Annotated in this window: 23 protein-coding genes and 7 pseudogenes; 9 read left to right on the top strand and 21 right to left on the bottom strand. The window is 58.7% G+C overall.

The genetic code is table 11. The annotated features are described in order from the left end of the window. The first annotated feature begins 186 nt into the window (after positions 1-186). Complete coding sequence (locus tag RCCGE510_RS29550; protein WP_157179963.1) at positions 187-2,841, top strand: EAL domain-containing protein; 2,655 nt, start codon at positions 187-189, stop codon at positions 2,839-2,841. 53 nt (positions 2,842-2,894) lie between these two features. Further along, positions 2,895-3,202: pseudogene (locus RCCGE510_RS33990) on the top strand (DDE-type integrase/transposase/recombinase); the annotation flags it as partial. A gap of 482 nt (positions 3,203-3,684) precedes the next feature. On the opposite strand, the gene RCCGE510_RS29555 reads toward RCCGE510_RS33990, so the two are convergent. From RCCGE510_RS29555 to RCCGE510_RS29570, 4 genes and pseudogenes are all read right to left on the bottom strand, one after another. Next, a complete protein-coding gene (locus RCCGE510_RS29555; RefSeq protein WP_007636488.1) occupies positions 3,685-4,098 on the bottom strand; it encodes a nuclear transport factor 2 family protein in 414 nt (137 codons plus the stop codon). Positions 4,099-4,177: 79 nt separating this feature from the next. Beyond that, entirely contained in the window at positions 4,178-4,774 is a 597-nt protein-coding gene (locus RCCGE510_RS29560) for an NADPH-dependent F420 reductase (RefSeq protein ID WP_007636489.1), read from the bottom strand. A 31-nt stretch (positions 4,775-4,805) separates the two neighbouring features. Continuing rightward, positions 4,806-5,558, bottom strand: a pseudogene (locus RCCGE510_RS29565) (glucose 1-dehydrogenase). A 51-nt stretch (positions 5,559-5,609) separates the two neighbouring features. Continuing rightward, positions 5,610-6,344, bottom strand: a complete 735-nt coding sequence (locus RCCGE510_RS29570) for an SDR family oxidoreductase (RefSeq protein WP_007636490.1) — start codon at positions 6,342-6,344, stop codon at positions 5,610-5,612. 226 nt (positions 6,345-6,570) lie between these two features. Between RCCGE510_RS29570 and RCCGE510_RS29575 the strand changes: the two are divergent. After that, positions 6,571-7,466, top strand: a pseudogene (locus RCCGE510_RS29575) (LysR family transcriptional regulator). A 37-nt stretch (positions 7,467-7,503) separates the two neighbouring features. Here the strand turns inward: RCCGE510_RS29575 and RCCGE510_RS34940 are convergent. Next, a pseudogene (locus RCCGE510_RS34940) lies at positions 7,504-7,578 on the bottom strand (NADH-quinone oxidoreductase subunit B); the annotation flags it as partial. Positions 7,579-8,082: 504 nt separating this feature from the next. Here RCCGE510_RS34940 and RCCGE510_RS29580 point away from each other — a divergent pair. Further along, positions 8,083-8,631, top strand: a complete 549-nt coding sequence (locus tag RCCGE510_RS29580) for a dihydrofolate reductase family protein (protein ID WP_192815372.1) — start codon at positions 8,083-8,085, stop codon at positions 8,629-8,631. A gap of 82 nt (positions 8,632-8,713) precedes the next feature. Here the strand turns inward: RCCGE510_RS29580 and RCCGE510_RS29585 are convergent, their stop codons facing one another. Next, positions 8,714-9,013 carry a DUF982 domain-containing protein gene (locus RCCGE510_RS29585; RefSeq protein ID WP_007636493.1) on the bottom strand — a complete coding sequence of 100 codons (300 nt, stop codon included), beginning with the start codon at positions 9,011-9,013 and terminating at the stop codon, positions 8,714-8,716. Positions 9,014-9,089: 76 nt separating this feature from the next. Beyond that, a complete protein-coding gene (locus RCCGE510_RS29590) occupies positions 9,090-9,566 on the bottom strand; it encodes an Hsp20 family protein (RefSeq protein ID WP_007636495.1) in 477 nt (158 codons plus the stop codon). 510 nt (positions 9,567-10,076) lie between these two features. Here RCCGE510_RS29590 and RCCGE510_RS29595 point away from each other — a divergent pair. Beyond that, a complete protein-coding gene (locus RCCGE510_RS29595) occupies positions 10,077-10,532 on the top strand; it encodes a hypothetical protein (protein WP_007636497.1) in 456 nt (151 codons plus the stop codon). Positions 10,533-10,596: 64 nt separating this feature from the next. Here RCCGE510_RS29595 and RCCGE510_RS29600 read toward each other — a convergent pair whose 3' ends face one another. From RCCGE510_RS29600 to RCCGE510_RS29615, 5 genes and pseudogenes are all read right to left on the bottom strand, one after another. Beyond that, positions 10,597-10,923 (bottom strand): hypothetical protein, encoded by a 327-nt coding sequence (locus RCCGE510_RS29600; protein WP_007636501.1) that lies wholly within the window; start codon positions 10,921-10,923, stop codon positions 10,597-10,599. A 136-nt stretch (positions 10,924-11,059) separates the two neighbouring features. Beyond that, a pseudogene (locus RCCGE510_RS35760) lies at positions 11,060-11,433 on the bottom strand (thermonuclease family protein). Next, a pseudogene (locus tag RCCGE510_RS33995) lies at positions 11,430-11,613 on the bottom strand (hypothetical protein). The pseudogenes RCCGE510_RS35760 and RCCGE510_RS33995 overlap by 4 nt, the downstream one beginning before the upstream one ends. Positions 11,614-11,651: 38 nt before the next feature. Continuing rightward, positions 11,652-11,966 carry a hypothetical protein gene (locus RCCGE510_RS29610; protein ID WP_037080213.1) on the bottom strand — a complete coding sequence of 105 codons (315 nt, stop codon included), beginning with the start codon at positions 11,964-11,966 and terminating at the stop codon, positions 11,652-11,654. Between the two features lies 1 nt (position 11,967). Next, a complete protein-coding gene (locus tag RCCGE510_RS29615; protein ID WP_007636504.1) occupies positions 11,968-12,165 on the bottom strand; it encodes a hypothetical protein in 198 nt (65 codons plus the stop codon). Positions 12,166-13,124: 959 nt separating this feature from the next. On the opposite strand from RCCGE510_RS29615, the gene ligD reads away from it, so the two are divergent. Then, positions 13,125-14,174 (top strand): non-homologous end-joining DNA ligase, encoded by a 1,050-nt coding sequence (gene ligD / locus RCCGE510_RS29625; RefSeq protein WP_007636505.1) that lies wholly within the window; start codon positions 13,125-13,127, stop codon positions 14,172-14,174. Positions 14,175-14,564: 390 nt separating this feature from the next. On the opposite strand, the gene RCCGE510_RS29630 is transcribed toward ligD, so the two are convergent. Then, positions 14,565-14,855, bottom strand: coding sequence for a hypothetical protein (locus RCCGE510_RS29630; protein WP_007636506.1), 291 nt, complete (start codon positions 14,853-14,855; stop codon positions 14,565-14,567). A 769-nt stretch (positions 14,856-15,624) separates the two neighbouring features. Between RCCGE510_RS29630 and RCCGE510_RS34000 the strand changes: the two genes are divergently transcribed. Then, complete coding sequence (locus RCCGE510_RS34000; RefSeq protein WP_007636507.1) at positions 15,625-16,299, top strand: hypothetical protein; 675 nt, start codon at positions 15,625-15,627, stop codon at positions 16,297-16,299. A gap of 126 nt (positions 16,300-16,425) precedes the next feature. Next, complete coding sequence (locus RCCGE510_RS29640; RefSeq protein WP_007636509.1) at positions 16,426-16,992, top strand: hypothetical protein; 567 nt, start codon at positions 16,426-16,428, stop codon at positions 16,990-16,992. A 158-nt stretch (positions 16,993-17,150) separates the two neighbouring features. Here the strand turns inward: RCCGE510_RS29640 and RCCGE510_RS29645 are convergent, their stop codons facing one another. The 4 genes from RCCGE510_RS29645 to RCCGE510_RS29660 all read right to left on the bottom strand — a co-directional run bounded on the left by RCCGE510_RS29645 (position 17,151) and on the right by RCCGE510_RS29660 (position 19,535). Next, positions 17,151-17,987, bottom strand: coding sequence for an oxidoreductase (locus tag RCCGE510_RS29645; protein ID WP_007636511.1), 837 nt, complete (start codon positions 17,985-17,987; stop codon positions 17,151-17,153). Between the two features lie 51 nt (positions 17,988-18,038). After that, on the bottom strand, positions 18,039-18,344 hold the full coding sequence (locus RCCGE510_RS29650; protein WP_007636514.1) for a putative quinol monooxygenase: 306 nt from the start codon (positions 18,342-18,344) through the stop codon (positions 18,039-18,041). A 1-nt stretch (position 18,345) separates the two neighbouring features. Further along, complete coding sequence (locus RCCGE510_RS29655) at positions 18,346-19,011, bottom strand: SDR family oxidoreductase (RefSeq protein ID WP_007636516.1); 666 nt, start codon at positions 19,009-19,011, stop codon at positions 18,346-18,348. A gap of 62 nt (positions 19,012-19,073) precedes the next feature. Then, on the bottom strand, positions 19,074-19,535 hold the full coding sequence (locus RCCGE510_RS29660; protein ID WP_007636518.1) for a VOC family protein: 462 nt from the start codon (positions 19,533-19,535) through the stop codon (positions 19,074-19,076). Positions 19,536-19,652: 117 nt separating this feature from the next. Between RCCGE510_RS29660 and RCCGE510_RS29665 the strand changes: the two genes are divergently transcribed. Further along, entirely contained in the window at positions 19,653-20,537 is an 885-nt protein-coding gene (locus RCCGE510_RS29665; RefSeq protein WP_007636519.1) for a LysR family transcriptional regulator, read from the top strand. Positions 20,538-20,608: 71 nt separating this feature from the next. Here the strand turns inward: RCCGE510_RS29665 and RCCGE510_RS34005 are convergent. The 4 genes and pseudogenes from RCCGE510_RS34005 to RCCGE510_RS29690 form a co-directional block, all read right to left on the bottom strand. Continuing rightward, positions 20,609-21,021: pseudogene (locus RCCGE510_RS34005) on the bottom strand (transposase); the annotation flags it as partial. Between the two features lie 63 nt (positions 21,022-21,084). Then, on the bottom strand, positions 21,085-21,810 hold the full coding sequence (locus RCCGE510_RS29680; protein WP_007636526.1) for an amino acid ABC transporter ATP-binding protein: 726 nt from the start codon (positions 21,808-21,810) through the stop codon (positions 21,085-21,087). Further along, the gene (locus RCCGE510_RS29685) at positions 21,788-22,447 is read right to left on the bottom strand and encodes an amino acid ABC transporter permease (protein WP_007636528.1); all 660 of its coding nucleotides are present in this window, start codon (positions 22,445-22,447) and stop codon (positions 21,788-21,790) included. Before RCCGE510_RS29685 ends, RCCGE510_RS29680 begins: the two co-directional genes overlap by 23 nt. Continuing rightward, positions 22,444-23,115 carry an amino acid ABC transporter permease gene (locus tag RCCGE510_RS29690; protein ID WP_007636530.1) on the bottom strand — a complete coding sequence of 224 codons (672 nt, stop codon included), beginning with the start codon at positions 23,113-23,115 and terminating at the stop codon, positions 22,444-22,446. The genes RCCGE510_RS29685 and RCCGE510_RS29690 overlap by 4 nt, the downstream gene beginning before the upstream one ends. Between the last annotated feature and the right edge of the window lie 73 nt (positions 23,116-23,188).

Here is a 23,188-nt window from a genome sequence, read left to right on the forward strand (position 1 = left end):
TGAATGAGAGCGATATCCCGGTGGGGTAGCGGCCGGCATGGTACTCCGCCAAATGACTTGTGCGGTCCTAACAAAACCTTGGCTTGACGCATGATTGTTCAGCCACGTTACAAGAGGACTTGGCACATGAAACAGATACGTCAATCGGAACCAACATCCCGCCTCGGACAGCCTGTGGAAACGCAGATGGCGACTGATGCTCAAAACATCGAGGGGCGTCACGCCTTACGCAATGCGGTCAATGCCAGTCCTCCGCTTGCCACGGGCACGGCACCGCCATTTCCGGAGGCCTCCATTGTCCGGCCATCGCACGGTCACGACGAGGATGTCGCGAGGCTGGGGCAACCCTTTAAGAAGTCTTTTCGGGCGCCCCCCCGGCAACCTGAGACAAACGTCGACATGCCATTCAACGCCGAAGAGATGTCCAGTGCCGTCGTACTCGACGCGATCCCGTTACCCGTCTTCTTCAAGAACAGGGATGGGGTACACCTTGGTTGCAACAGGGCGTTTGAAAGCTTCTCCGGTCGCTCAAGAGCAGAGATTATCGGAAAAACCGTTTTCGATTTGGTACCCGCACCCATAGCCGAGACGTATGCCGCGTTGGACGAGGCGCTTTTTGCAAATGGCGGCGTTCAGCAATATGAAGCAAAGGCCACCGCCGAAGATGGTGGCGTAGTTGATCTTTTACTCAGCAAAACAGCGATCACTGATATCGCCGGTAACAGGATCGGCTTGGTTGGCGCGATGTTAGACATCACAGAACGAAAACGTGCGGAGCATGATCTCAAAGAGGCTCTTGAATTCGCAGAGGGAATTATCGCCGCCATTCCTGACGTTCTGTTCGAGGTAGATGCCGACGGTCGCTACCTGCAGGTCTGGGCAAGGGATCAGGAGCTCCTGGCGCAGCCAAAAGAAGTGCTGCTCGGCAAGCTTGTCCGCGATTCGCTCCCCCCAGATCAGGCCGACATCGCTATGCTGGCTCTTGAAGAAGCCGATGAAACCGGCGCCTCCTACGGGCGATGTGTCCGTATCGCTCTTCCAAATGGCGAATCCCGCTGGTTTGAACTGTCGGTGGCAAAGCGACCAAGCAGCAATCACTCAACCGTCACTTTTCTTGTGTTATCTCGCGATATTACAGAGCGAAAGCACGCCGAGGGAACAATCATTGAAGCTCGGACTCGCCTCCTAAGTGTCCTGCAGACCATTCCGGACATGGTATGGCTGAAAGACGTAACAGGCAAATATCTGTTGTGCAATCATGCCTTCGAAGGATTGGTCGGCAAGGCAGAAACGGAAATCGTCGGGAAAACGGATTATGATCTGTTTACTGCCGAACTCGCCCAGTTTTTTCGGGACAAGGATAAGGAGGCTATGCAAGCCGGCCGTATTCTCATCAATGAGGAACGGATCACCGCTCACGAGGATGATCAATCGGTGCTTTTGGAAACTCGTAAGGTTCCGGTATTTTCGGGGGGAAAGCTGACCGGGATTCTCGGCGTGGCCCGCGATATCACCGAACTTGACACGTCCCGTAAGAAAATTCGTCAGATGGCATTCTATGATTCTCTGACCGGCCTGCCTAACCGGACACTTTTCAATGAACAGTTACGCGAGATGATCAGGGACGCGGCTTCGGCGGGCCAGCGAGCCGGGGTGATGCTGATCGACATGGACCATTTCAAAGCGATCAATGACACTATGGGACATCCCGTCGGTGACGATTTGCTGCGGCAGGTGGCGACCCGCTTGAAAGAAGGCGTCCGTGCCAGCGACACAGTGGCGAGACTCGGTGGCGATGAATTTGCAGTCTTGCTGCCGAATGTTCAGGACAATGACGATTTGGCTCAAATTGCCAGCAGAATGCTCGCCGCATTCGGCGAACGCTTCATGCTTTCCGACAGGGAGATCTTTGTATCCTGCAGCATTGGGATATCGGTATTTCCAGATGACGGCGACGCACCCGACGATTTGGTGAAATATGCAGATTCTGCGATGTATTTAGCGAAGCGCTCGGGGCGTAGCAACTTCCGATTCTACTCAAGGGATCTCACGATTGGGGCTGAAAAGCGCCTGGCGCTAGAATCAGACCTACGCCTAGCTATGAAACATGGGCAACTTGAACTCCATTATCAGCCAAAGGTCCTATTGGACAACGGAAAGGTGATTGGTTCAGAAGCACTGCTTCGATGGCATCATCCGAAGATGGGAATGATCCCTCCGGGAGAATTTATAGGTGTCGCCGAGGAAACCGGACTGATCATCGATCTCGGACGATGGGTGCTGCATGAGGCGTGTCTGATGGCTGCCGCCATGAATGCAGATGGACTGCCCCCACACAAGATCGCGATAAATTTGTCTCCTAAGCAGTTTCAATGCCCACATTTGTCGCAAACGGTGGCGGACGTATTGCAGGAAACCGGTTGTCGTGCGGAGTGGATCGAGGTCGAAATAACTGAGAGTCTCCTGCTCCACAACTGCGAGGGCGTTTCGACGACACTCTCTCAATTGCATGCGAGCGGAATTTCCATAGCGATCGATGATTTCGGCACCGGCTACTCATCTCTGAGCTATTTGGCTAACTTTCCCATTGATACCCTCAAGATTGACCGGTCATTCATCACTCGATCGGATAAGCGAAGTCGAGAACTGGTGAAGGCAATTCTTTCGATCGCGCGCTGCCTAGGGCAAAATGTGGTCGCTGAGGGCGTGGAGACGGTCGATCAAGAAAAATTCTTGGTTGAAAGCGGCTGCGCTGTGGCACAAGGGTTCTACTATAGTAAGCCCGTCCCGAAGTCCGAACTTCTCGTCGCAAACGCGCGCCCCAAGGCATCGAAACGTTAACGGACCTTGCGATTCGCTGTGCGATGATTGAGCATGGCAGACCGTAACCACTTTATCGCCGCCACCGCTTTCCTGCTGAATTATTGCCCACGCGGTGTGGCTTTATCTCCGTTTCCCTTTTGAGCCTGGAGATTGTCGAGGACATGCCAGCCGCTCTTGGAATCATTGTCTCGCACCAGACGATCCGCCTGCGGGCAGGTAAATTTGGTCGTACCTTCGCCAACGACATTCGCCGCCGCAGTTCCGGCTCGGCCACAAGTGGCATCTGGATGAGGCCGTTGTTTCGATCCGTGACAAGGAGCACTGGCTCTGGCGAACCCTAAGTCAGGACGGATTTGTTCTGGATGTGCTCATACAAAGCCACCGCTATACCAGGCGGCCATGCGGGCCGTACATCAGTCTGCTGCTGATGCTTGTTTCCATTCCAATCGTGATTGTTGCCGTGGCGCTGCTGATTGTGCGCGTGAAGCATGCGCTCGAGGCCGAAGCATAAACGTCACCGAATGTGATGTTCCGATGTGAGGGACGAGGGCGGACCGTCATTTTCACGCCATTGGTGGCGCAAAAAATCGAACGTTATCCAATTATTATAGAGGCTTAGCTAGCTAAAATCAGGTAATCAACAGAGCGGAACTGGCGGTTCGAATCCGTTCAAGACGAAAGGTGTCTGCCGGGGCTTCGGGAAACGGGACTGACGCGCTCAACGGCGGCTTTTGCGCCCCTTTTCGGCCATAGAGGCCGTCATCGCCCGTGCCCCACGCAAGCATCGTTAGCGGAGGAACGTCGTCAGTGCGCCAACAGCACTGATCTACAGAGAATGATCCGCCGGTGACCGATCGAACGCTACGCTGGCCCGGACCCGACCATCCGCGCGGCCCGTGCCAGGGCCTGCGTGTCGACGTATTCTCGGATGCTGGTCAGTCTCCCGTCCCGGACGGTGATGGCGAAGATCCAGTCATCCTCGAACATCTTGTTCGTGGCTTTGACCTTCCCGCTGGCGAAGCCGACGACGAGAACCCGGTCTCCTTGCGCGACAAACTCCCGGGGTTCCGTGGAGGTTTCCATCGACCTGGATGCCGTCTCCAGCAAATCTGCCAGTCCCGCGTGGCCCAGGTAGGTGCCGGCCAGCGGCCAGTCCTTGCCCGGAATGATCCACTCGATATCTTCCGCGACCAGCACCAGCAGTGTCTCCTTGTCGCCGCGGCCGATCGCGGCGAAGAAGTCCTTCACGATTTGGATGTTTTCTTCAATATTCATGGGTATGTCTCCATTTCGCTGGGATCGGATCGCGCTCGATCCGATCGGCACATCGTGACCCTGGCGTGGGGACGTCGTTTTAAAACTCGACCAGGTCCTTGAAGATCAGATGACCCCAGCTCTTTCCGCGCGCCTGGACCAGCAGCCCGCCTTCCGACAGCCCGCCAAGTTTGATCGGCGCGAAGCCGAGATTTTCCGCAAGCGCGCCAATCTCCTCGGCGGCAGCGTCGTCGTCGCTCGCCAGGAACACGACTCTCCTGCCGCCCTGCACCGCTGGATCTTGGGCAAGGGTGGCGGCGGCGAGATGGTTGAAGCCCTTGACCAGCCTTGCGCCAGAGAAAGCCTGCCCGACGGCTTTGGAAGAAGGCTGTCCTCCCGGTTGCTCAGGGGGCACGCCGTAGGCATTGATCACATCGATGATAGTCTTCCCCTGCCAGGTGGAGAGCCTCTTCGCGACATCTGGATGCGACTCCAAACGGACAGCCAAGAAGATGATGTCCGCCTTGACGGCTTCCGCCAGTGTTTTGGCCATAACCTTGGGCCCGATCGCGGCCGCATCAGCAGCAAAGCTTTCCGGGTCGCGCGTGGTTGCAACCGTTACATCGATGCCGTTGCGGGAAAACGCTTTGGCCAGGGCATTGCCGATATTGCCGAAGCCGATGATTGCGTAGCTCATAATACTTCTCCGATCCTGTGTTAAAGCTGGGTCAGACCTGCGCCCAGCCACCATCGACGGCGAGATCAATACCGGTGATGTAGGAGCTTTCATCGGAGGCGAGGAACGTGAGCGCAGCCGCGATTTCCTCTGGCTTGCCCCTGCGACCCATTGGGATCTGTGACGCAAACTGTGCGACCGCGTCCTCGGCTTGCTCGGCGGTAAGCCCGGTCGTTGTCGCCAAGTCGGGGGTCTCGATCGCGCCGGGGCTCATCGTATTGACGCGGATTTTGCGGTCCTTCAGTTCCTGGGTACAAGACCGCGAGAAGCTGCGAACAGCCGCCTTGCTTGCTGCGTAGGCGCTGAACGCCGGCAGCCCCATCACATTCGAGACCGAAGAGTTCAGGATAATCGAACCGCCGTCCTTGAAGAGAGGAAGGGCCTTCTGCACCGTAAAGAATAGACCCTTCACGTTAACATCGAAGGTCTGGTCAAAATGGGCCTAAGTCGCTGCTGCGAGCGGCGCGACCGTACCTGCGCCCGCGTTTGCGAAGAGAATGTCGATGTGACCATGTTTCTCCTTCACAGTGGCGTAGAGCCGGTCTAGATCATCCAGGCGCGAGACGTCGCCGACGACTGTTGTCACGTTTTTCCCGATAAGGGCCGCGGCCCCTTGCAAGGCTTTCTCGCGTCGCCCAATGATCACCACCTGCGCACCTTCTTCCACGAAACGCTTGGCTGTGGCCAAGCCAATCCCGCTGCTTCCGCCGGTGATGACTGCGATTTTACCTTCGAGTGCTTTCATAATCTTTTGTCCTATGTTGTGTGTGAGTTAGCCACGGAACCGCGCTGGGGGTCAGAGTTGCGCCAGGCCGCCGTCGACGGCGACCTCGCTGGCGGTCATGAAGCTGCTGTCGTCCGACGCGAGGAAGGCGGCCGCGGCCGCGATCTCTGCCGGATCGGCCATGCGCCGGAGCGGGGTCATCGCCCCGTAGGCCTTCTGACCCTCCTCTCCGAGCGCTTCCTTCGCGAGTTCGGTCGCCGTCGCGCCGGGCGACAGCACGTTGACCCGGATTCCGGTACCCTTCAGATCCTCCGCCCAGGTCCGTGCGAGATTGCGCACGGCTGCCTTGCTGGCGCTGTAGGCAGTGAATGCCGGGGCGCCAGTGGTCCCAGCGCTCGATCCTGTCAGGATGATCGAACCGCCTGGGCCCATCAATGGTAGCGCCTTCTGGACCGTGAAGATCGTACCCTTCACGTTGGTGCCGAAAGTGTCGTCGATGTGCTTGGCGGTGATCTGGCCGAGAGGAAGCGGACTTCCGGCCCCGGCATTGGCGAAGACGATGTCAAGGCTTCCGCGCTCGGCTTTCACCGCCGCGTAGAGCCGATCCAGATCGGCCTCATCCGAGACCGAGCCCTTCACCGCGCGGGCGTTAGGTCCAAGCTCGGCCACAGCCGCATCGAGTGCTTGCTGCCGACGGCCGTAAATGAAGATGAAGGCACCCTCCTCGATGAAGCGCCTTGCAGCCGCGAGGCCGATCCCAGTGGCGCCGCCCGTGATCACGGCGGTCTTTCCATTCAATCTGGTCATGTCATGCATTCCTTGTGTCGCGTCTCGGGTCATCGCTTTGCGGAGACATCCTCCGACAGCCGTGATATGGGGTCACCGGCGCCCGGCGGTGAGTGCGCAATCGCGCGCATCCATGGTGCGAAAACGATCCACTTACGTGATCGAACGCAGCGACGATCATGCGCAATCCGGCCGAGTAGGGTAGATTGGTCTTCGGAAGCCGCGCGATGCGGCGCGGGAATGGACCATGATCGACTGGGATGACGTTCGCTACTTTCTTGCCGCCGCGCGTGGCGGCTCAGTGCGGGCTGCCGCCAAGAGCCTTGGGGTCAACCACGCAACCGTGCTGCGACGCATTGCTCAACTCGAGGAGCACCTCGGGGCGCAGATGTTCGAAAAGCTGCCTTCGGGCTACCGCCTGACGGCCGCGGGCGAGGAGGTTCTCGAGTTCGCGAACCAGATGGAAGCCTCGTCGCACCAACTGGAGACGCGCGTCTTCGGGCGCGATCAGAGCGTACGCGGGCTTCTGCGGGTGACGTTGCCCCGTTCCTTGCGACACACCTGCTCATGCCGGATATCGCAGATTTTGCGCGTCTGCATCCCGACATCGAGATGGAGATCGTATCAACCGGCGAGGTCGTGAATCTGACCAACCGGGAAGCGGATGTGGCGATCCGGATGGTCTCCAATCGCAAGACCCTGCCGCTCAATCTTCATGGTCTGAAGGGTCCGGATCTGCTTGCGGGTGTTTATATGTCCCGCGATAGACTGGCCGCGTGGCGTGCGGGTGCGCCGGATCCAATCCGGCCCATCGTCATCGGCGGTCAGGCTCTTCCGGACTGGGTCGACGAAGGGGAGTTTCGCGCTACAGGGGTCCCCTTCAGGACGCCGGACGCCGACGCGCAGATCGCTGCGGCAAGGCAAGGGATCGGCATGACCAAACTGCCCTGTTTCGTCGGAGATGCCGATCACCTGCTCGCGAGAGTTCCCGGCATTGATGTGAAATCACGTGCGGCGATCTGGCTTCTCACGCAGGGGGAGACACGCAAGACGAAACGCGTGCGGCTGTTCACAGAGTTCATATCCCACCGACTCGCCGCGTACGCTCCGCTCCTTGCCGGGCGGTCCATATCGCGCTGCTGACGCACGACCGATCGCCGCCCGGCCACGCCATCAGCGCTCAGCGCTCGATCGTGCCCGTTCGTCGTATTTTCTTCTGCAGCAAAAGCACACCATAGAGAAGTGCCTCCGCCGTGGATGAAGGCTCATCAGGACAGGCGCGACACCGGGCGGGGATGGAAACCACGGCGCAGTCGCTCTGAAGGGGTCGACGATTGAACTTTGCGAACTCTGTATCATCCTTAATCAGCTGGAGCCAGCATGTCGGTCTCAATAGTGCGGCGGCCGAGCCGCGTAACTACGGCGGCAACCGACATCTCTCCGTCCCAGTCTAACCGACTTGGACCGGCTCGCCTATCCTAGCTGCCTGGTCCGTTGTGTGTTGGAATAGGGTTCGCTGGATATGGGGCCGGACCAAACCAGTCGGCTCGAGCATAGATAGGGCAGTACCCAATATAATAAGTATTCGGGATGTCGGCGTCAGCGTCGCTCGAGCGTCCTTGGGAACATCAAGACCGTCCGCGCGCGCTGTTCGCCTGGACGAGCTTTTGCATCCATAGGCCCACCCGCAGAGCGAATTTCCACCGCCCCAGTTTGGAAAACACCACAGGAGATAAAAGTGTCTGCATCAGTGCTCTTCATGTCTATGTCGCTGGATGGGTATATCGCGGGGCCCAATGATGAAGTGGGCAATCCCGGCGGCGATGACTTTATGCGGTTGCACAAGTGGTACGGGGATTTTTCCCGACCGACCGGACCGGTCGGACAATTGTGGGACGAATGGAACGCGCCAGGTGCGATTCTGGCGGGTCGGCGAACCATGGAGCAGGTCGATCACTGGGGCGGTGACAATCACGGTGTCGCGATCTTCGTACCCAGTCACAGGCCGCCCGGACCATCCGTCGCGAATTATCCGTTGGTCAAATACGTGAACGACGGGATCGCGAGCGCAATGGCGCAAGCGAAGACCGCCGCCGGGGACCGGGACGTGTTGGTGCTTGGCGCGTATACGGCGCAACGGGCTCTGGAAGCTGGCGTGCTCGACGAACTGCAAATACACCAGGTTCCAGTCTTGTTCGGATGTGGCCGACGAATGTTCGAAGTCTTACCATCGCGCGTCGAGTTGGAGATCGTTCGGGTGATTGATACACCCGAGGCCACGCACATCCGCTACCGCGTCCGCCGCTGAGCCCGCCGACCCAGCCGCCACTCGTTTGTGGTCGCCAGCATCAAGGCGCTCCCCGGCGCTGGGCTCTGATGGTACAGCGACCTCACCGCAGATGCGGATCACTGCCTTGCTTGTTGCGCGCGGCCATGATGCCACCAAGCTCGGGCGCAAGTAGGTCGTGTCTATCTGCGAAGGCGACAAACACGCTTCGCGCCGTCTCCGGGTCGATGGCGCAGTCGATGGCGGCCTTGCAAGCTCTCAAAGCGACTGCATGGGCGGCGTCATGGATTGGTGTCGGCCATTCCAGCAGAAATCTATAGGCATGCATCACTGAGTGGATTGGTGTAGGAATACCCAGGCCGGTCAAAATCGTCACTGGCGTTTCGAACATATCGGGTTTCATGGTGCACTCCTTTCAAAAGCCCGATCGTTGAAAGGGAAGGGGCGCCGGTAGACAGCGCCCCCGCATGTTTTGGTCGTCAGGCGGCTTTCTGAGCCTCGATCTGCGGTGCATTCGCCTTATTTGCGAGTGTTGCATTCGTCTGTATGTCGATCTTGCGCGGCTTCATAGCCTCGGGGATTTCCCGGACCAGATCGATGGATAGGAGACCGTTTGTCAGATCGGCGCCCGAAACCCGAACGTGATCTGCCAGTTCGAAGCGGTGCTCGAACGGACGGCCGGCTATGCCGCGATGCAGATAGCCATCGCTCTGCGTCTCGCCCTTATTGCCGATGACGGTCAACAGGTTCGACTGGAATGTCAGGTTGAGATCGTCCTGCGAGAAACCTGCGACCGCAACTGAGATTCGGTATGTGTCGTCACCCGTCTTGATGATATCGTAGGGCGGCCAGTCGCTGACCGAGCGGGCACGCTGAGCGTTCTCGAGGAGATTGAAGACCCGGTCGAAGCCAACGCTCGAACGGAAAAGCGGTGCATAGTCGTAAGATGTTGCCATAGCCATATCCTCCTTGAAGCAACATGGGTGGCGCCGAACGCGCGGCGCCCCAGCGAATACTGGCCCTTTCGGCGTCCAGCGAAAAATATCTGGTTTTCCAGAAATTAGGTTTCAAGACTTTGCTTGAGAAAATTTTGAGACTGCCGCGGTGCATCTCGGAGCCTCGGCAAGTGGTGACGTGGGACCTTTCGGGCGCCAATTCTGATCACGGATGAAGGGTAACAGTGCTTGTCCCGCGCGGCGGGGCTTGTCGATCCCGGTCCCGGCTTCGCCGGCGCGATGCTGACCCTCCTGCGGCAACCTTCTAACCGGTCTTGCGGCAGGCAAACGGTTTTTGCGGTTCCCGCTCCAGCTGAGTGCCGGTGGTCAAACTGACAACCGGTCAATGTGCGGGCTGTTCATCGAAGGTTCATTGAGCAGAAGCCCCAATGTAGCCCTTCCGTAATCGGCATTACAGCTCAGACGGAAGAGAAGACTGAAACGTCAACATCATCGACCGAGGCTAATCACATGTCGCACAAATTGCTTCTCTCCGCTGCCGGATCGTTGCTTGCTGCTTTTATCGTGTCGACGCCGGCGCACGCGCTGACGATGAAGGAATGCAGCACAAAATATCAGGCGGCTAAAACCGATGGTTCCGCCAAAGACATGAAGTGGAACGATTTCCGCGCCAAGTTCTGTGGCGCGGATGCTGCTGCCGCTGATAAGGAAGACGAGGCGGACGTCACAAAGACAACCGACAAAGAGCCTGAAAAGGCAACGACCGCAGCGCCCAAGAGCGTCAAGTTTCCGAAGGCGATCGACAAGAAATATTCGAGCGAGACGCCCGGAAAAGCTCGTCTCCATACCTGCGTCGATGCCTATCATTCGGCCAAGGACGCCGGCACGCTTGGAGATCTGAAGTGGATCCAGAAGGGCGGCGGCTATTGGAGCCTTTGCAATACGAGCATCAAGGCCGCTGGCTGAGCTCACATTACGCGAGAAGCCAGGCGGTTTACCTGCCGCCTGGCGACGAAAATCAAAACAGGCGCTACTCCACCGTAAACGTTCCGGCCCCCTTGGAGTATTTCTTCCCACCAAGGGAAGTGATCGTTGCGCATTTTTCCTTGTCGAACTTCTCGCACATCTTGTTGCCTTTGATGCTCCATGTGCCGTTGTAGGTGGCCTTGTCTCCGTCGACAGTCGCTTCAATCGTTCCGTCTGGCTTATAAGTTGTGACGCCTGATTGCGTTTTTGACTTCCAGTGGATTGGGTGGCCTACCAACTCGCTTTTCAGCTGCTCCGCCGTCATGGTTGCGGCATATGCAGCAGATGCGAAGGCTAGCATAATGAGGCCAGAAACCGTGATCGCTTTCATCGTTCACTCCCTTCTCCTCGACGAGAGAAGATTGTAACCGCGTCAGGGCACGGCGGATATCTATCCAAAATGCTTATCTCTACATTCAAACATGCTGGAATTCGCCCGTTCCGCGTGGGCAGGGCGGGCTCACCAGCTAATCGCACCAGTCATTCCGTTGCCTCGGGCCCCAGGTCCGCGCGAAGCCTTCCCTCAGCAGTTTCTTCCCTATCTCTTCGCCATTCGTTCGATAGATGTTGACGAGAGGCCGATGCGTTTGTGTCTTGTCCACCGCGCCGCTGAACATCACCCGCAAACCCTTCTCGGCCAGTAGCTCTTTCAGCCGGCCCTTGGCGATCAGCGCCAGCTTCCGTTCCGTGATGCATTTCGCATGGGATCCGATCTCAGCGTGTCGATGCCCGACACGAACGGAACACCCTCTCCCAGCAACCGCATGTTCTGCCCATCGCATTTCACGGTATCACCGTCAACGACAGTCAACGATGCGCAGACAATCAGACCAGCAATCATTGAGCCATATCCCCACTCTCGGCTGCCTCAAGCTTCCGTTTGAGCGCCTGTTCTTGTTCATTTGACTTATGCGGAAAATGCTCAAAGCACCACCAGCGGGTCGCGACAGCCGGGGAAGGGGTGTCACCCCGACTGGCCCCACCCCTGGCATCCCTCGCGCTCGCAATAATGGACATACATCAGCGCCGCATTCGTCAGCGCCGGCCTGTCGATGTCGCTCACGTGACCTCCTGAAGCTGCCATCCCGTTTTCGGGACCGGCCGGCCTTTCTTTGCTGCCCGGAAATCAGCTTCCATCTCGGCTTTTGCCTTCGCTGCCGTAGGACCAGTTGCCCAGACAGTGATGCGCATGCGGCCCGCCCTGAAAACGAAACGGCGCTCGGTGGCGTTCTTACCGGCGGTATATCCTGCGCGAAAGCAAGCGCGTGCAGCCGACGGGCTAATGCCGTCTCGGAAAGATCCTGGTTGCGACCGCCACCAGTCGTTAAACGCGACTTCGAAGGCAACGGTTTTTGGTTGCGGACGGTCAAGCATGTCAGTCTCGATCGTAGCTCGGCCGCCAGCCACGCGTGATGCCGCGGCTCATAGCGCCCTCTGCCAGTGCTAGCTGCCGGCGGAGGTGGCGGATATCCTCCAGCAAGGTTCCGACCGCCGCGCGCGCGTCGCCCCCATGGTAGGCGATCACTTCCTCGCCCTGATCAACCACGGCTTCTCCGATCGGCGGCTCGCGCATATCCGTGCTCCATTCTTCGGTTCAGATTGGCGGCCGCCTCGCCGATGTTCTTATTATGTTCGCACGTGGAGGGGAGTCAAGAGCGCGTGAGAGATTCGGCTACGGTCGGCAACGAGCGACTTCAGCGCTTCTGTCGCTGCTGCCACGGGATGAGATTGCCTTGCTTGTCCCGTAACCCCAGCTCGCATTCATCCGAAATCCTTTGCCGATGCTCCTCGTGCTGTGCCTGCAACAGGTAGAAGCGTTCTAACAACACTTGAGCCTCTTCGGTTGGGTAAGCCTATCCGGCGTTACCGCTCAATCAAAGCTGTCTGGTGAGCGAGATGCTTCTCGCCCTCCAATACGTGCCTTGCTACCATCTCCGCCGGCGTCTCATAGGTGCCCATGTGACACTGTACCCCGCCACCATTCTTTTGGCGACGACGGACTAATTCAAGCAATTCGTGACGGTTTCGTGGATCTCCGTAATCCAAACACCTGCTCGGGTGCAGCCGACAGCGCCGGTGACTGTGAGGAAGAAAGGCCCCACGATTGCGGGGATTAAGCGGAGGGGGTGTTTTCTAGTAGCCGCGCCAGCGCGACCAGGAGAATATCGCTAAAATCCCTTAGATTTGCAATAGATACTACTTTTTAACCTCCCGATCTCCACGTTTTGATCAAAGATTCGGAACAGACTCGAATTGTACGTGACCGTGCAGAAGAAGAAATTCCAGATCTATTTGCCCGATTTTATTATAGCCGACATATTAATGTGATACTTCTCATTTGGCCGCTCAACGTTAGTTGCTAGACCCCAAGCAGTTAGATCTCCTGTGCGTTGGGCGGTCATCTAACCTATGAAGAGATCTGTGCAGCAGATCAGCCTCCGCCTAAGAAATACTGACGTTTCGCGTGGCGACGGGGCGCAATAATCAATCTTGGTCAATTGCTTTTTAAGGCATTGCTGATGTCATTCCGGCATGACGAAGCCGCCTCGCAAGCCCTCCAAGCCGCTGCTCGGTGACGTTGACGCATCAATCCGCAGCCGGGCGCGCCGCCGCCGCGATCCCACCCAGCCGCAACTCCCCCTTGATCCTATGCCTGCTCGCATCGATCCGTGCCTCGCGCTGCTGAAGCCACGGCCACCGAAAGGCCCGCAGTGGGCCTTCGAGGTGAAGTGGGACGGGTACCGCCTGGCCGTCCACATTGCGCCATCTGGCGTCCGGATCCTGACGCGGGGAGGGCATGACTGGACCGATCGCTTCCCGGCCATTGCGGCCGAGGCCAAAAGACTCTCAGTTTCAACAGCTATTCTGGATGGCGAAGCCGTCGTTCTCGACCACCATGGCCGGTCGGATTTCGGCATGCTTCAGCAGTCGCTCGGCGGGCGCGGCGGCAAGCGGACGTCCAGAGAGGCAATCTTCATGGCGTTCGATCTTCTCTACTTCGACGGCCATGACCTAACCGAGACGGATCTCGCATCCCGGCGTCATCTCCTCGAGGGGCTGGTGCCGCTCGCCGGGGAGGATGCCATCCGGCTTTCAGAAGAGATCGATGCGGACGGCGAAACGCTTCTGCGCATCGCCTGCGAACACGACCTGGAAGGCATCATCGCGAAAGACCGCAACAGCACCTATCGCAGCGGCCGCCTCGGCGACTGGGTGAAGATCAAATGCGTCCAGAGCGATGGCTTTTTGATCGTTGGGTATGAGAAGTCGAAAGCGTCATTCGGGGGCATCGGGCGGCTGCTGCTCGCCGCGCGCAAGGGAAACGAGCTCGTTTATGTCGGAGGAGTGGGAACCGGCTTCAACGAACGTTCCGCGGGCGAGCTTCGGAAGCAGATGGACGAGCTGATCATTGGCAAGGCCGCGGTCGACACAGGACGGAAGCGTAACGCGGTCTTCGTCGATCCGACGATTGTTGCCGAGATCGAGTATCGTGCCTGGACACATGATGCGAAGCTGCGGCATGCGTCATATAAGGGGTTGCGGGATGTGGCCGATGAGGCGACGGTTTACGAGCTGGAATAGCTCGGGATGCTATCGGCGCTTCACCTCGCTGCGGGTGTGGGTGGCGTGGACTTTTCGCAGGAGCGTCCTATATCCACTTTATCGTCAGCAACCGAAAACGTAGGCGCTGATGGCCGAGGGTTACGATGTGCTCCCGCCTGCGAATAGCGGTGTGCACCCAATGCGCAAGTCCCCTCTCGAAACGACCTTGTCAACCTCCCGTGCTCTTCTAATCCGATCATACGAGTTGCTGAAATCAACCGATCGTCTTGTAGTTGGAGGACGCTCATCCTCGGAATTGCCGGCAAAAGGCGATCCAGATCCCGCGTCAAGGCAAAGCGACGTCAGCTCCGCCGAAAAGGGATAGCGGGTCGTCGCCCGATGACGGGAGGTTCGCCAGCATAACGCCGATCAGGCATTGCCCTCGACATCTCCGTCTTCGTCCAGGTGATGCACTGGCAGATAGCTGTTCTTCTCCATCCACTCCCGGACGATAAACCTGATCGTGTCGTTGCGCGTCATGCCGAACTCGCTGGCAAGGTCGCGGAGAACTTCTTCCACATCGTCATCCATCGACACGCCGGCGGCATTCCGCAACCGCAGCGCCGCGCGCCGCAACATGATCTGCAAATCTGCGCGCGAGATATCCGCGATACGATCGGCGGCGTCTTCGAGCAGTGCGGCGGTGTCGGCCGTAGTCATGGCGTCTCTCCCCGGCGTGGTTCTGTATCGCGGGCCGGCGCAGCGGAATTCATGATCCACGACGACCTGCTTATCAACAGGCAATCAGCCCAAGCGCGGGTATGGAGGAGCGCAGCCGCCGAGGAGGGGAGCCAAAAGGGTCATGTAAATGAAGCGAGCCATCATTTTGCACTACAACGACTGTTGCGACTATTGTAAAGGCGTCGCTAACACTTGGCTTATCAAGGAAATTCGTGATGCGCACCGGCAAACTTGTTTTTGCAATCTTGTTTGTTGGATCGCCTATTTCAGCGCGCGCATCCGATCCCAGCGTTTGTAAGGTAGTCGCTCCGCCGATGGCAAGCTTCCTGCCGGATCTGCGGGCATTCGTAGATGGGATGAAGCGGGCGGACACTGCCTTCGGTGTCGCAATCCCCATTTTGAGGGAGAGGAAGCGGAGAGTTTGCGGCAGCTCAGCGACAAGGAAAAGGTGGCGTACGCAGCGATGAAAGAATACGCCGCTCAGATGGAGGTCACGACCCGTCTACTGCAAACGTGCGCTCAATAGCCGTCTGAAAATTCGGTGGATGCGCTGCTGTGCGTCGTCAATCTGCCCAAGGATCTGATTTGGCCTCTGGTTTTGCTCGCGCGTTTCGGAGGAACACCTTAACTCGACGCCAAAAACTGCCAGCAGCGAGTAGTGGGTATGGACTGGCAGTCTGGTAACCGTTATTCCGGATGTACCAGCATATTACCAAACCATCCCGTGGATCTTCCAAGGCCTCTTATATTGAAAAAAGTACAACGCGGTTTTGCCGTCGAGTACAAAACCGGCAGGCGAAAACTCGATTCCAGCTCGAACTCGATTTGGGGCAACATGGATTTAAAGTCCGTCGCCCGCGACCTGGAGGGAGAGGCAACGCCGTATTTGTCAGGTAGCTCTCCTAGTGGCAAATCCGACAGCGAAATGTCTTTATCGGAACCAGACCGGGCCGAGCCGTTGTTGACTCCGCCTCTCGGCGCGTCAACAACTGCATCAAATACACAGGAGATGAGCATGGCCGACGAGACTGCTACGATTACCAAAGCCGATGGACCGACCGTTGTCGAAACGCCCATTGCACCGAAGAAACAACGTAAACCCCGCACCAAGAAAGTCGCGGCACTCGAGACCGGGTCAGCTGACGCTACGGCAGAGCCAGCAGAAGCTCTGGTCGGCGCCGGTGGTGTGAAGAGGAGAGGGCGCAAGGTCAACGCGATCGAAGCCGCGGCCAGTGCCAAACGTGCACCGGTGCGCCGTGCTCCGAAGGCTGCGCAGACAGCACCGGCCGCTCCGCTGACGGCGGTCGATGAGATGGCAGACCTTTTGCAGTTGGAAGAGGAAAATCAGCGACTGCGCAAGCTCCTGGCTGAAAAACTTCGCGCTGAAAATGCCGATCTGCGCAAACGGCTCAAGCTCGATTGATAAGCAGCCGGTCATCGCCGGCCGCATTTCCATGATTATCGAGACAAACAATTTGGCAACGGTGAATGCCGTTGCCGAGGCTCGAAATCACTGCCTGCTTGCGGGATAAAACGCGAGGTCGGATAGATGGCGTCTCCCTGGAAATTTCTTGCCCGACTGATCTCACCGGGACGCGAACAAAAGCGAGAAAACGGCTCGACGGAGAAGGTGCCGGCGGAGGCGGTGGCTATTTCCGATCCTACTGAAACGCCTGCCGAGGAGAGAGTGAATGGTGCTGCTCGAACGGCAAGCGAGGAGCTGCCTGGTCACGGAAAAGGCACTGCCATTTCCCTCAAGCCTGTGCATTCCGATAAAGCCAAAAACGGTGGCCGCGATAAGATCGAACGCGGTGCCGCAAAGATTGGGCAGGACGCTGATCCGGCTTTATCCTGCGGTACTGGTATCGACGTCACCGCTGCACATGACACTACCGAGATCAGGCGAGCTCTCGAAGTCGCACCGCGCAAGCAAAGACGTCGCAGCAAGGAAGCGGTAACTGCGGTTGCGAACGTTTCGCCGATATCCCAGGTCGTACATACTGCAGAGGAGATAAACCTCGATGAAGAGATCAGGGTGCTCAGGGGGCAGTTGGCGGGAAAGCTAACGCTGCAAAACGCGCAGTTAAGAAAAATGCTGGAGCGATTTGAACGGTGAAAATCCGCGCCGCTTCCCCCTTAAGGCCGGATGAATTAAGCCTGTTGCAGGTGAACAATTCTCGATTTGAATAGGGTGTCGGCGGTTCGATTTCCTCGAGGCGATGGGAGACCCGAAAGCGGCCTCCCATCGCAAGACGTTTAACCAGACGCGCGTCGTCATGAGCCAACGGCGAAGTCGGTCGAGACCGAGACGGTGCGCCATTCAGAGAGAATGGCGGCGTCCTGTGCATGCTTCTTTTCGATCGCTGCGACGGTGTCGCTACCGAGCGGCAGGCGCACCGGCGGATTGGGGGCGTCAGTGAAGGCGATCAGGACCTCTGCAAGCTTTTGAGGATTGCCAGGTTGGTTATGGCTGAGATCGGCCGCTATGGTTCTCACCTTACCGACAGTCGCTTCGTAGTCGCCGATGATGTTGCCGCTGACCGACAGCGACGTGGCGTCGAGGAAATCGGTGCGGAAATAGCCCGGCTCTACGACGGTGACGTGGATGCCTAGCGGCGCCAGTTCGTCATGCAGGGCTTCGCTCAGCCCCTCGACGGCAAATTTCGTCGAGGAGTAGACGCCGAAGCCGGCCGCACCGCGATAGCCGCCGATCGATGAGATATTCAGGATGCGGCCGGAGCGCGCCTGCCGCATGAAGGGCAGGACGGCGCGGGTCACGTTGAGGAGACCAAAGACGTTGGTGCGGTAGACAGCCTCTATTTCGGATGCCGTCGCCTCCTCGACAGCGCCCATCAGTCCGAAACCGGCGTTGTTAAGCAGGATATCGATCTGGCCGAAGCGATCGATCGCGGCTTTCACCGCCGCGGTCGACTGTTTGTCGTCGGTCACATCGAGGGCGACCGGAAGCAGGTTGGGGTGTTCACCGAACCGCTCGGTGATCGCCTTTGGATTACGGGCGGTGGCGACGACGGCGTCGCCCTGAGCAAGAGCGCGTGTGGTGACGAGGGCGCCAAAGCCACGCGAGGCGCCGGTGATGAACCAGATTTTCATGAGGGTGTTTCCTTGATGTCGAGGTTGATGGGGACAGTGTTGTGCCGAGCCTCAGGCGCGCGGCGACGTCATGTTGCAGAATGTCAGCTCCATCTCGCGGGCCAGCAGTTCCGGAAAGCGCGCCATGACGGCTTTGGTGTAGGGCTGCTGGAAATGCGCATCGAGATCGGCGCGCGATCGCCAGTTCTCATAGAGAATCCAGACCGCGGGATCGCCGCTGTCGCGGTGCAGGTGATAATCGATCGATCCTGTCTCGGCGCGGGTCGGGGACACGAGGGCCTGGAGCGCTTCGCCAAGCACCGCGGCACTGTCTGGTTTGGCCGTCAGCCTGGCAATCAAGGTCAGTGTATCGGTCATGTCAGTCTCCCTTGAAGGCGTTTGCGGGGTAGACGGTTTCCCAGCCTGAGGTCGGGTCCGTCGCGAGCGTCCAGATCGTCTCGGCCGCCTCTCTTGCTTCTTTCGATCCGGGGTCGACGATCGTGGCGATTGTCGCCATCGCGATGTGGATGCCGCGTTCGGCCAGAGAACCGGACAGGCCCTCGACGACATTTCTGAGCGCCGCCTTGCCAAGTCCGAGGCTCGCATAGCTGGCATGCGGTGAGACGGCGAGACCGCCACCTGTAACCAGGATCGTGCCGCCACGCGCACCGAACAACTCGACGGATGCCCGGATCGTGTGAAGGCCGGCAGCGACATTGATGGCGAGGTCGTCCGTGATCTCATCGTCGCGCATGCTGAACAGATCTTGTTTACGCACAACGGCCGCATTGAAATGGACCGCCGTCAGCCCACCGGTGATACGGTTGGCCTCGGCAATCGCCTTGCGCAAGGCCACCGGGTCGGTCGCATCCGCCTGCAGGGTGGAGACGTGGAGACCTTGTTCGGATAGGGTCGCGGACAGACCGGCCAGACGGGCGGCATTGCGCGCGGTCAGCACGACGTGCCAGCCTTCCCGGCCGAATTTCTCCGCGACGGCCTCGCCTATACCGGGGCCAGCGCCGATAATCATGATGGAGTTCGCCATGGGATATGCTCCTGATATGGTGGCCACCGAGATGTCCGGGTGGCCAACCGGATGGGAAAAGCTCACGGCAGGACTTCTGCCAGTTCGATCAGATTGCCGAAGGGATCGCAAAAGAAGGCGAGGCGGCGGCTGATTGCCAGAAGCTCGAACGGCTCGGTGACGATGGTGACACCGCGTGCCCGCAGTTCCTCGACGGTGGCGTCGACGCTTGCGACACTCAGGCAGAAATGGTGGTAGCCAGCATATTTGAGGCTGTCGCCGAGATCGGTATACGGGCGGACGTCTTTCGGCGCCGGATCGCCGCCACCGAGGATTTCTACGTAGAAATGGTCGTCCGTTGCGGGTGCGAGGTAGGCGAGTTGCTCGTCGGCATAGTCCCATTCGGCGACGACGCGGAAATCGAGCTTCTCGACATACCAGCGCTTGGCGGTTTCGAGGTCAGGTGTGCGAACGGCAACGTGATGGCCGCGCATGTCAGCGAAGGGCGATGCCGTGTTGTGGGCGGGAGGAATGAAGTCGGCCATTGTCTTGTCTCCTGTCTGGTCCGGCACCAGCGCCGGTTTGCGAGGAGAAATCTGGACCTTTTCGAGATTTAGGATTAGAGAGATAATATTCCTCTCAATAATGAGTGAAATTTGATAATGCGCAGCACGGATCTCTCGGAACTGGCGGCTTTCGATGCGGTTGCCCGTCACCGCAACTTTCGCCGCGCAGGCGAAGAGCGCGGGGTGACCGCTTCAGCGATCAGCCATGCGGTGGGCAATCTCGAGGCACGCGTTGGCATTCGTCTGCTCAACCGGACGACCCGCAGCGTGGCCCTGACCGATGCCGGCGCGATGTTGCTTGCGCAACTGTCGCCGGCCTTCGGGGATATCAGCTCGGCGCTCGACGCGCTCAACCAATTTCGTGATACGCCGTTTGGCAAGGTGCGCATCAACGCACCCAATTCGGTCGCGCCGTTCGTTTTCCGGTCGGTCATTGGCCCGCTGATCGCGAAAAATCCTGGTCTCAAGCTGGAAATCGTCGCCACCGATCGCCTCGTCGACATTGTGGAGGAGGGGTTCGACGCCGGCATTCGTCTCGGCGAAAGTCTGCGCGATGGCATGACGGCTGTGAAGATCAAGCCGCGGCTGCGGTTTGCCGTCGTGGGTTCCTCTAGCTATTTCGAGCGTCATCCGCTCCCCAAAACCCCGGACGATCTGCGTCAGCATGTCTGCATCCGCAATATCTATCCAAGCGGCAAACCCTATGCCTGGGAGTTCAGCCGCGCCGGCAAGATCATCGAATTCGAGCCGACCGGGGCTCTGTCGCTCGATGACCACGAACTGATGGTGGAGGCAGCGCTTTCAGACGTGGGGTTGGCTTATGTCTGGGAGGAAAGGGCGCGTACCTGTCTCCAGAATGGCAGTCTGGTCGAATGCCTGGCATCCTGGAGTGCGCCCGAGGACTGGCTTTATCTCTACTACCCGACGCGAAAATACCTGTCGGCCGGCTTGCGCGCCGTCATCGAGGCACTTCGTGTTTGAAATAATCGAGCAATGCGCCGACGGTCTGGCTTTTATCAGGAACTTGCAAAGGGCATATCGTCCGGCCGTCAGATCACCGCAAGCCGCCGATAGCCGAAACGCCCACGCTCATTGGCGAGGTCGCGCAGCTTCGCTCGCAGTTCTACCTCCGGCGGTCGACTTGACCGATAACGGATCGTCTTGCGGTCGGCGGATATGATCTGGCAGGCCCGCCGTTCCGAAAGACCCATGACGGTCTTCAGATGCGTGACGGCGTCACGCTTGGCGACAGGCCCTACCATTTTTTTGAAAGAAGCTCGCGGAGTGCTGCTGCGTCCAACATCTGCTCGGCGAGCAGCTTCTTCAGCTTGGCATTCTCATCTTCAAGCGCCTTCAGCCGCTTGGCCTCAGAGATCTCCATGCCGCCGTATTTGGCTTTCCAATTGTAAAACGTGGCTTCCCAAATTTCGTGCTTGCGGCAAAGCTCGGCCGCCTTCGCACCAGCTGCGTTTAACCGAGTTCAACCGGGCGACGGTTCTGTCGCAGCGGTTCAACGGCAGCCGATCGTTCAATGAAAGCCGATGAACTGTTTTAGCTCAGGAGTCTTCGGTGCCGTGAAAACCTCCTCAGGTGGTCCGATCTCGTGAACCCGGCCCTGGTGCATGAAAACCACGCGCGAGCAAACGTCGCGCGCGAACTTCATCTCATGAGTCACCATCATCAGCGTCATGCCTTCGGCAGCAAGCTCGCGCACCACGGCCAGCACTTCGGCGACCAGTTCCGGGTCGAGCGCCGAGGTGATTTCGTCGCAGAGCAGCGCGATCGGCTGCATGGCCAGCGCCCTGGCGATGGCGACGCGCTGTTGCTGTCCCCCGGAAAGCTCGTCCGGATAAGCGTCGAACTTGTGGCCAAGACCCACACGCTCCAGCATCCTGCGCGCCATCACCTCGGCGTTCGCCTTCGAGGTCTTCTTGACCACCATTTGCGAGAGCATCACATTCCCGCCTGCCGTCAGATGCGGAAACAGGTTGAACTGCTGGAAGATCATGCCGACCTTTAGCCGCAAGGCTTTCAGATGCAGTTCGTCGGGCAGCAGCTGGGCTCCCGCTACCGCGATCGATCCGCTGTTGATCGTCTCCAGCCCGTTGATGCAGCGCAGCAGCGTCGATTTTCCCGATCCACTCTTGCCGATAATGGCGATGACCTCGCCGGGCTGCACGTCGATATTGATGCCCTTCAGCACTTCATTGGTGCCGAAGCTCTTGCGGACTTCAGTGATTTCGATGAGCGACATTGAGCTTCCTTTCGAGGATCTGGCTGCTTTTCGACAGGGGCCAACACAGCGCGAAATAAATGAGAGCGACGAGGCCGTAGACGGTAAAGGGCAGGAAGGTGGCATTGGTCACCATGGTGCCTGCCTTGGACAACTCGACAAAGCCGATGATCGAGGTCAGGGACGTGCCCTTTACCACCTGGACGGAGAAACCGACCGTCGGCGGAACGGCGATCTTGAGCGCCTGCGGCAGGATCACGTAACGCATCTGCTGCAGGTACCCCATGCCGAGACTGGATGAGGCCTCCCATTGCCCCTTGGCGATGGCCTCCACGCAGCCGCGCCAGATTTCGGCGAGGAAGGCCGCAGTCCACAGGATCAGGGCGGCCCCGGCGGCGAGCCAGGCCGGCACGTCGATGCCCAGAAGGCCAAGCCCGAAGAAGGCAAGAAACAGCTGCATCAGCAACGGCGTGCCCTGAAACAGCTCGACGTAATACTTGGACAAGATCCGGAGCGCTTTGCTCTTGCCGATCCGCATGAACAGCAGCAACACGCCGACAACGCCGCCGCCGACGAAGGAGACGATCGACAGAAGGATGGTCCAGCGGGTGGCCAGCAAAAGAGCGCGGAGAATATCCCAAGTGCTGAATTCGGTCATCGTTGCGCCCTCCTGGGAAAGATCATCGTCCCGGCCAGTAGCAGCAGTTGCCGCAGCAGGACGGCCAGCAGCAGATAGATGAGGGTGGAGAGGAAATATGCTTCGAAGGCGCGGAAGGTGCGCGACTGGATGAAGTTCGCCGCAAAGGTCAGGTCCTCGGCGGCGATCTGCGACACCACGGCCGAGCCGAGCATGACGATGATCACCTGGGACGACAGCGCCGGCCATATCCGCTGCAGCGAGGGAACCAGGACCACATGGCGAAAGGTTTCGAATGGGGACATTGCGAGGCTGGCGCCGGCCTCGAACTGACCCTTTGGGGTCGCCTGGATGCCGGCGCGGATGATCTCGCAGCTATAGGCGCCGAGATTGATGATCATGGCGAGATTGGCCGCCGACAATTCGCCCATCTGCACGCCGAGTGACGGCAGGCCGAAGAAGATGAAGAACAGCTGGATCAGGAAGGGGGTGTTGCGGATCATCTCGACATAAACGCCGACCAACGGCTTTATCCAGGGAGGACCGAGCGCGCGTGCCCAGGCGCAGGCGACGCCCAACGCGGTACCGCAGATGCCGCCGACCGCAATCAGTTCCAGCGTAATGAAGATGCCTTTCAAAAAAACCTGATAATATTCGGCAAGCCAGGAAAAATCGAAAACATAGGTCATGGATGCGGCACCTCGCTGGAGGATATCGGGAGAGGGTGCCGGGCCGGCGCGCGGGCCGACCCGGGTCAGGACA

Source organism: Rhizobium sp. CCGE 510 (assembly GCF_000292525.1).
Classification (GTDB): Bacteria; Pseudomonadota; Alphaproteobacteria; order Rhizobiales; family Rhizobiaceae; genus Rhizobium.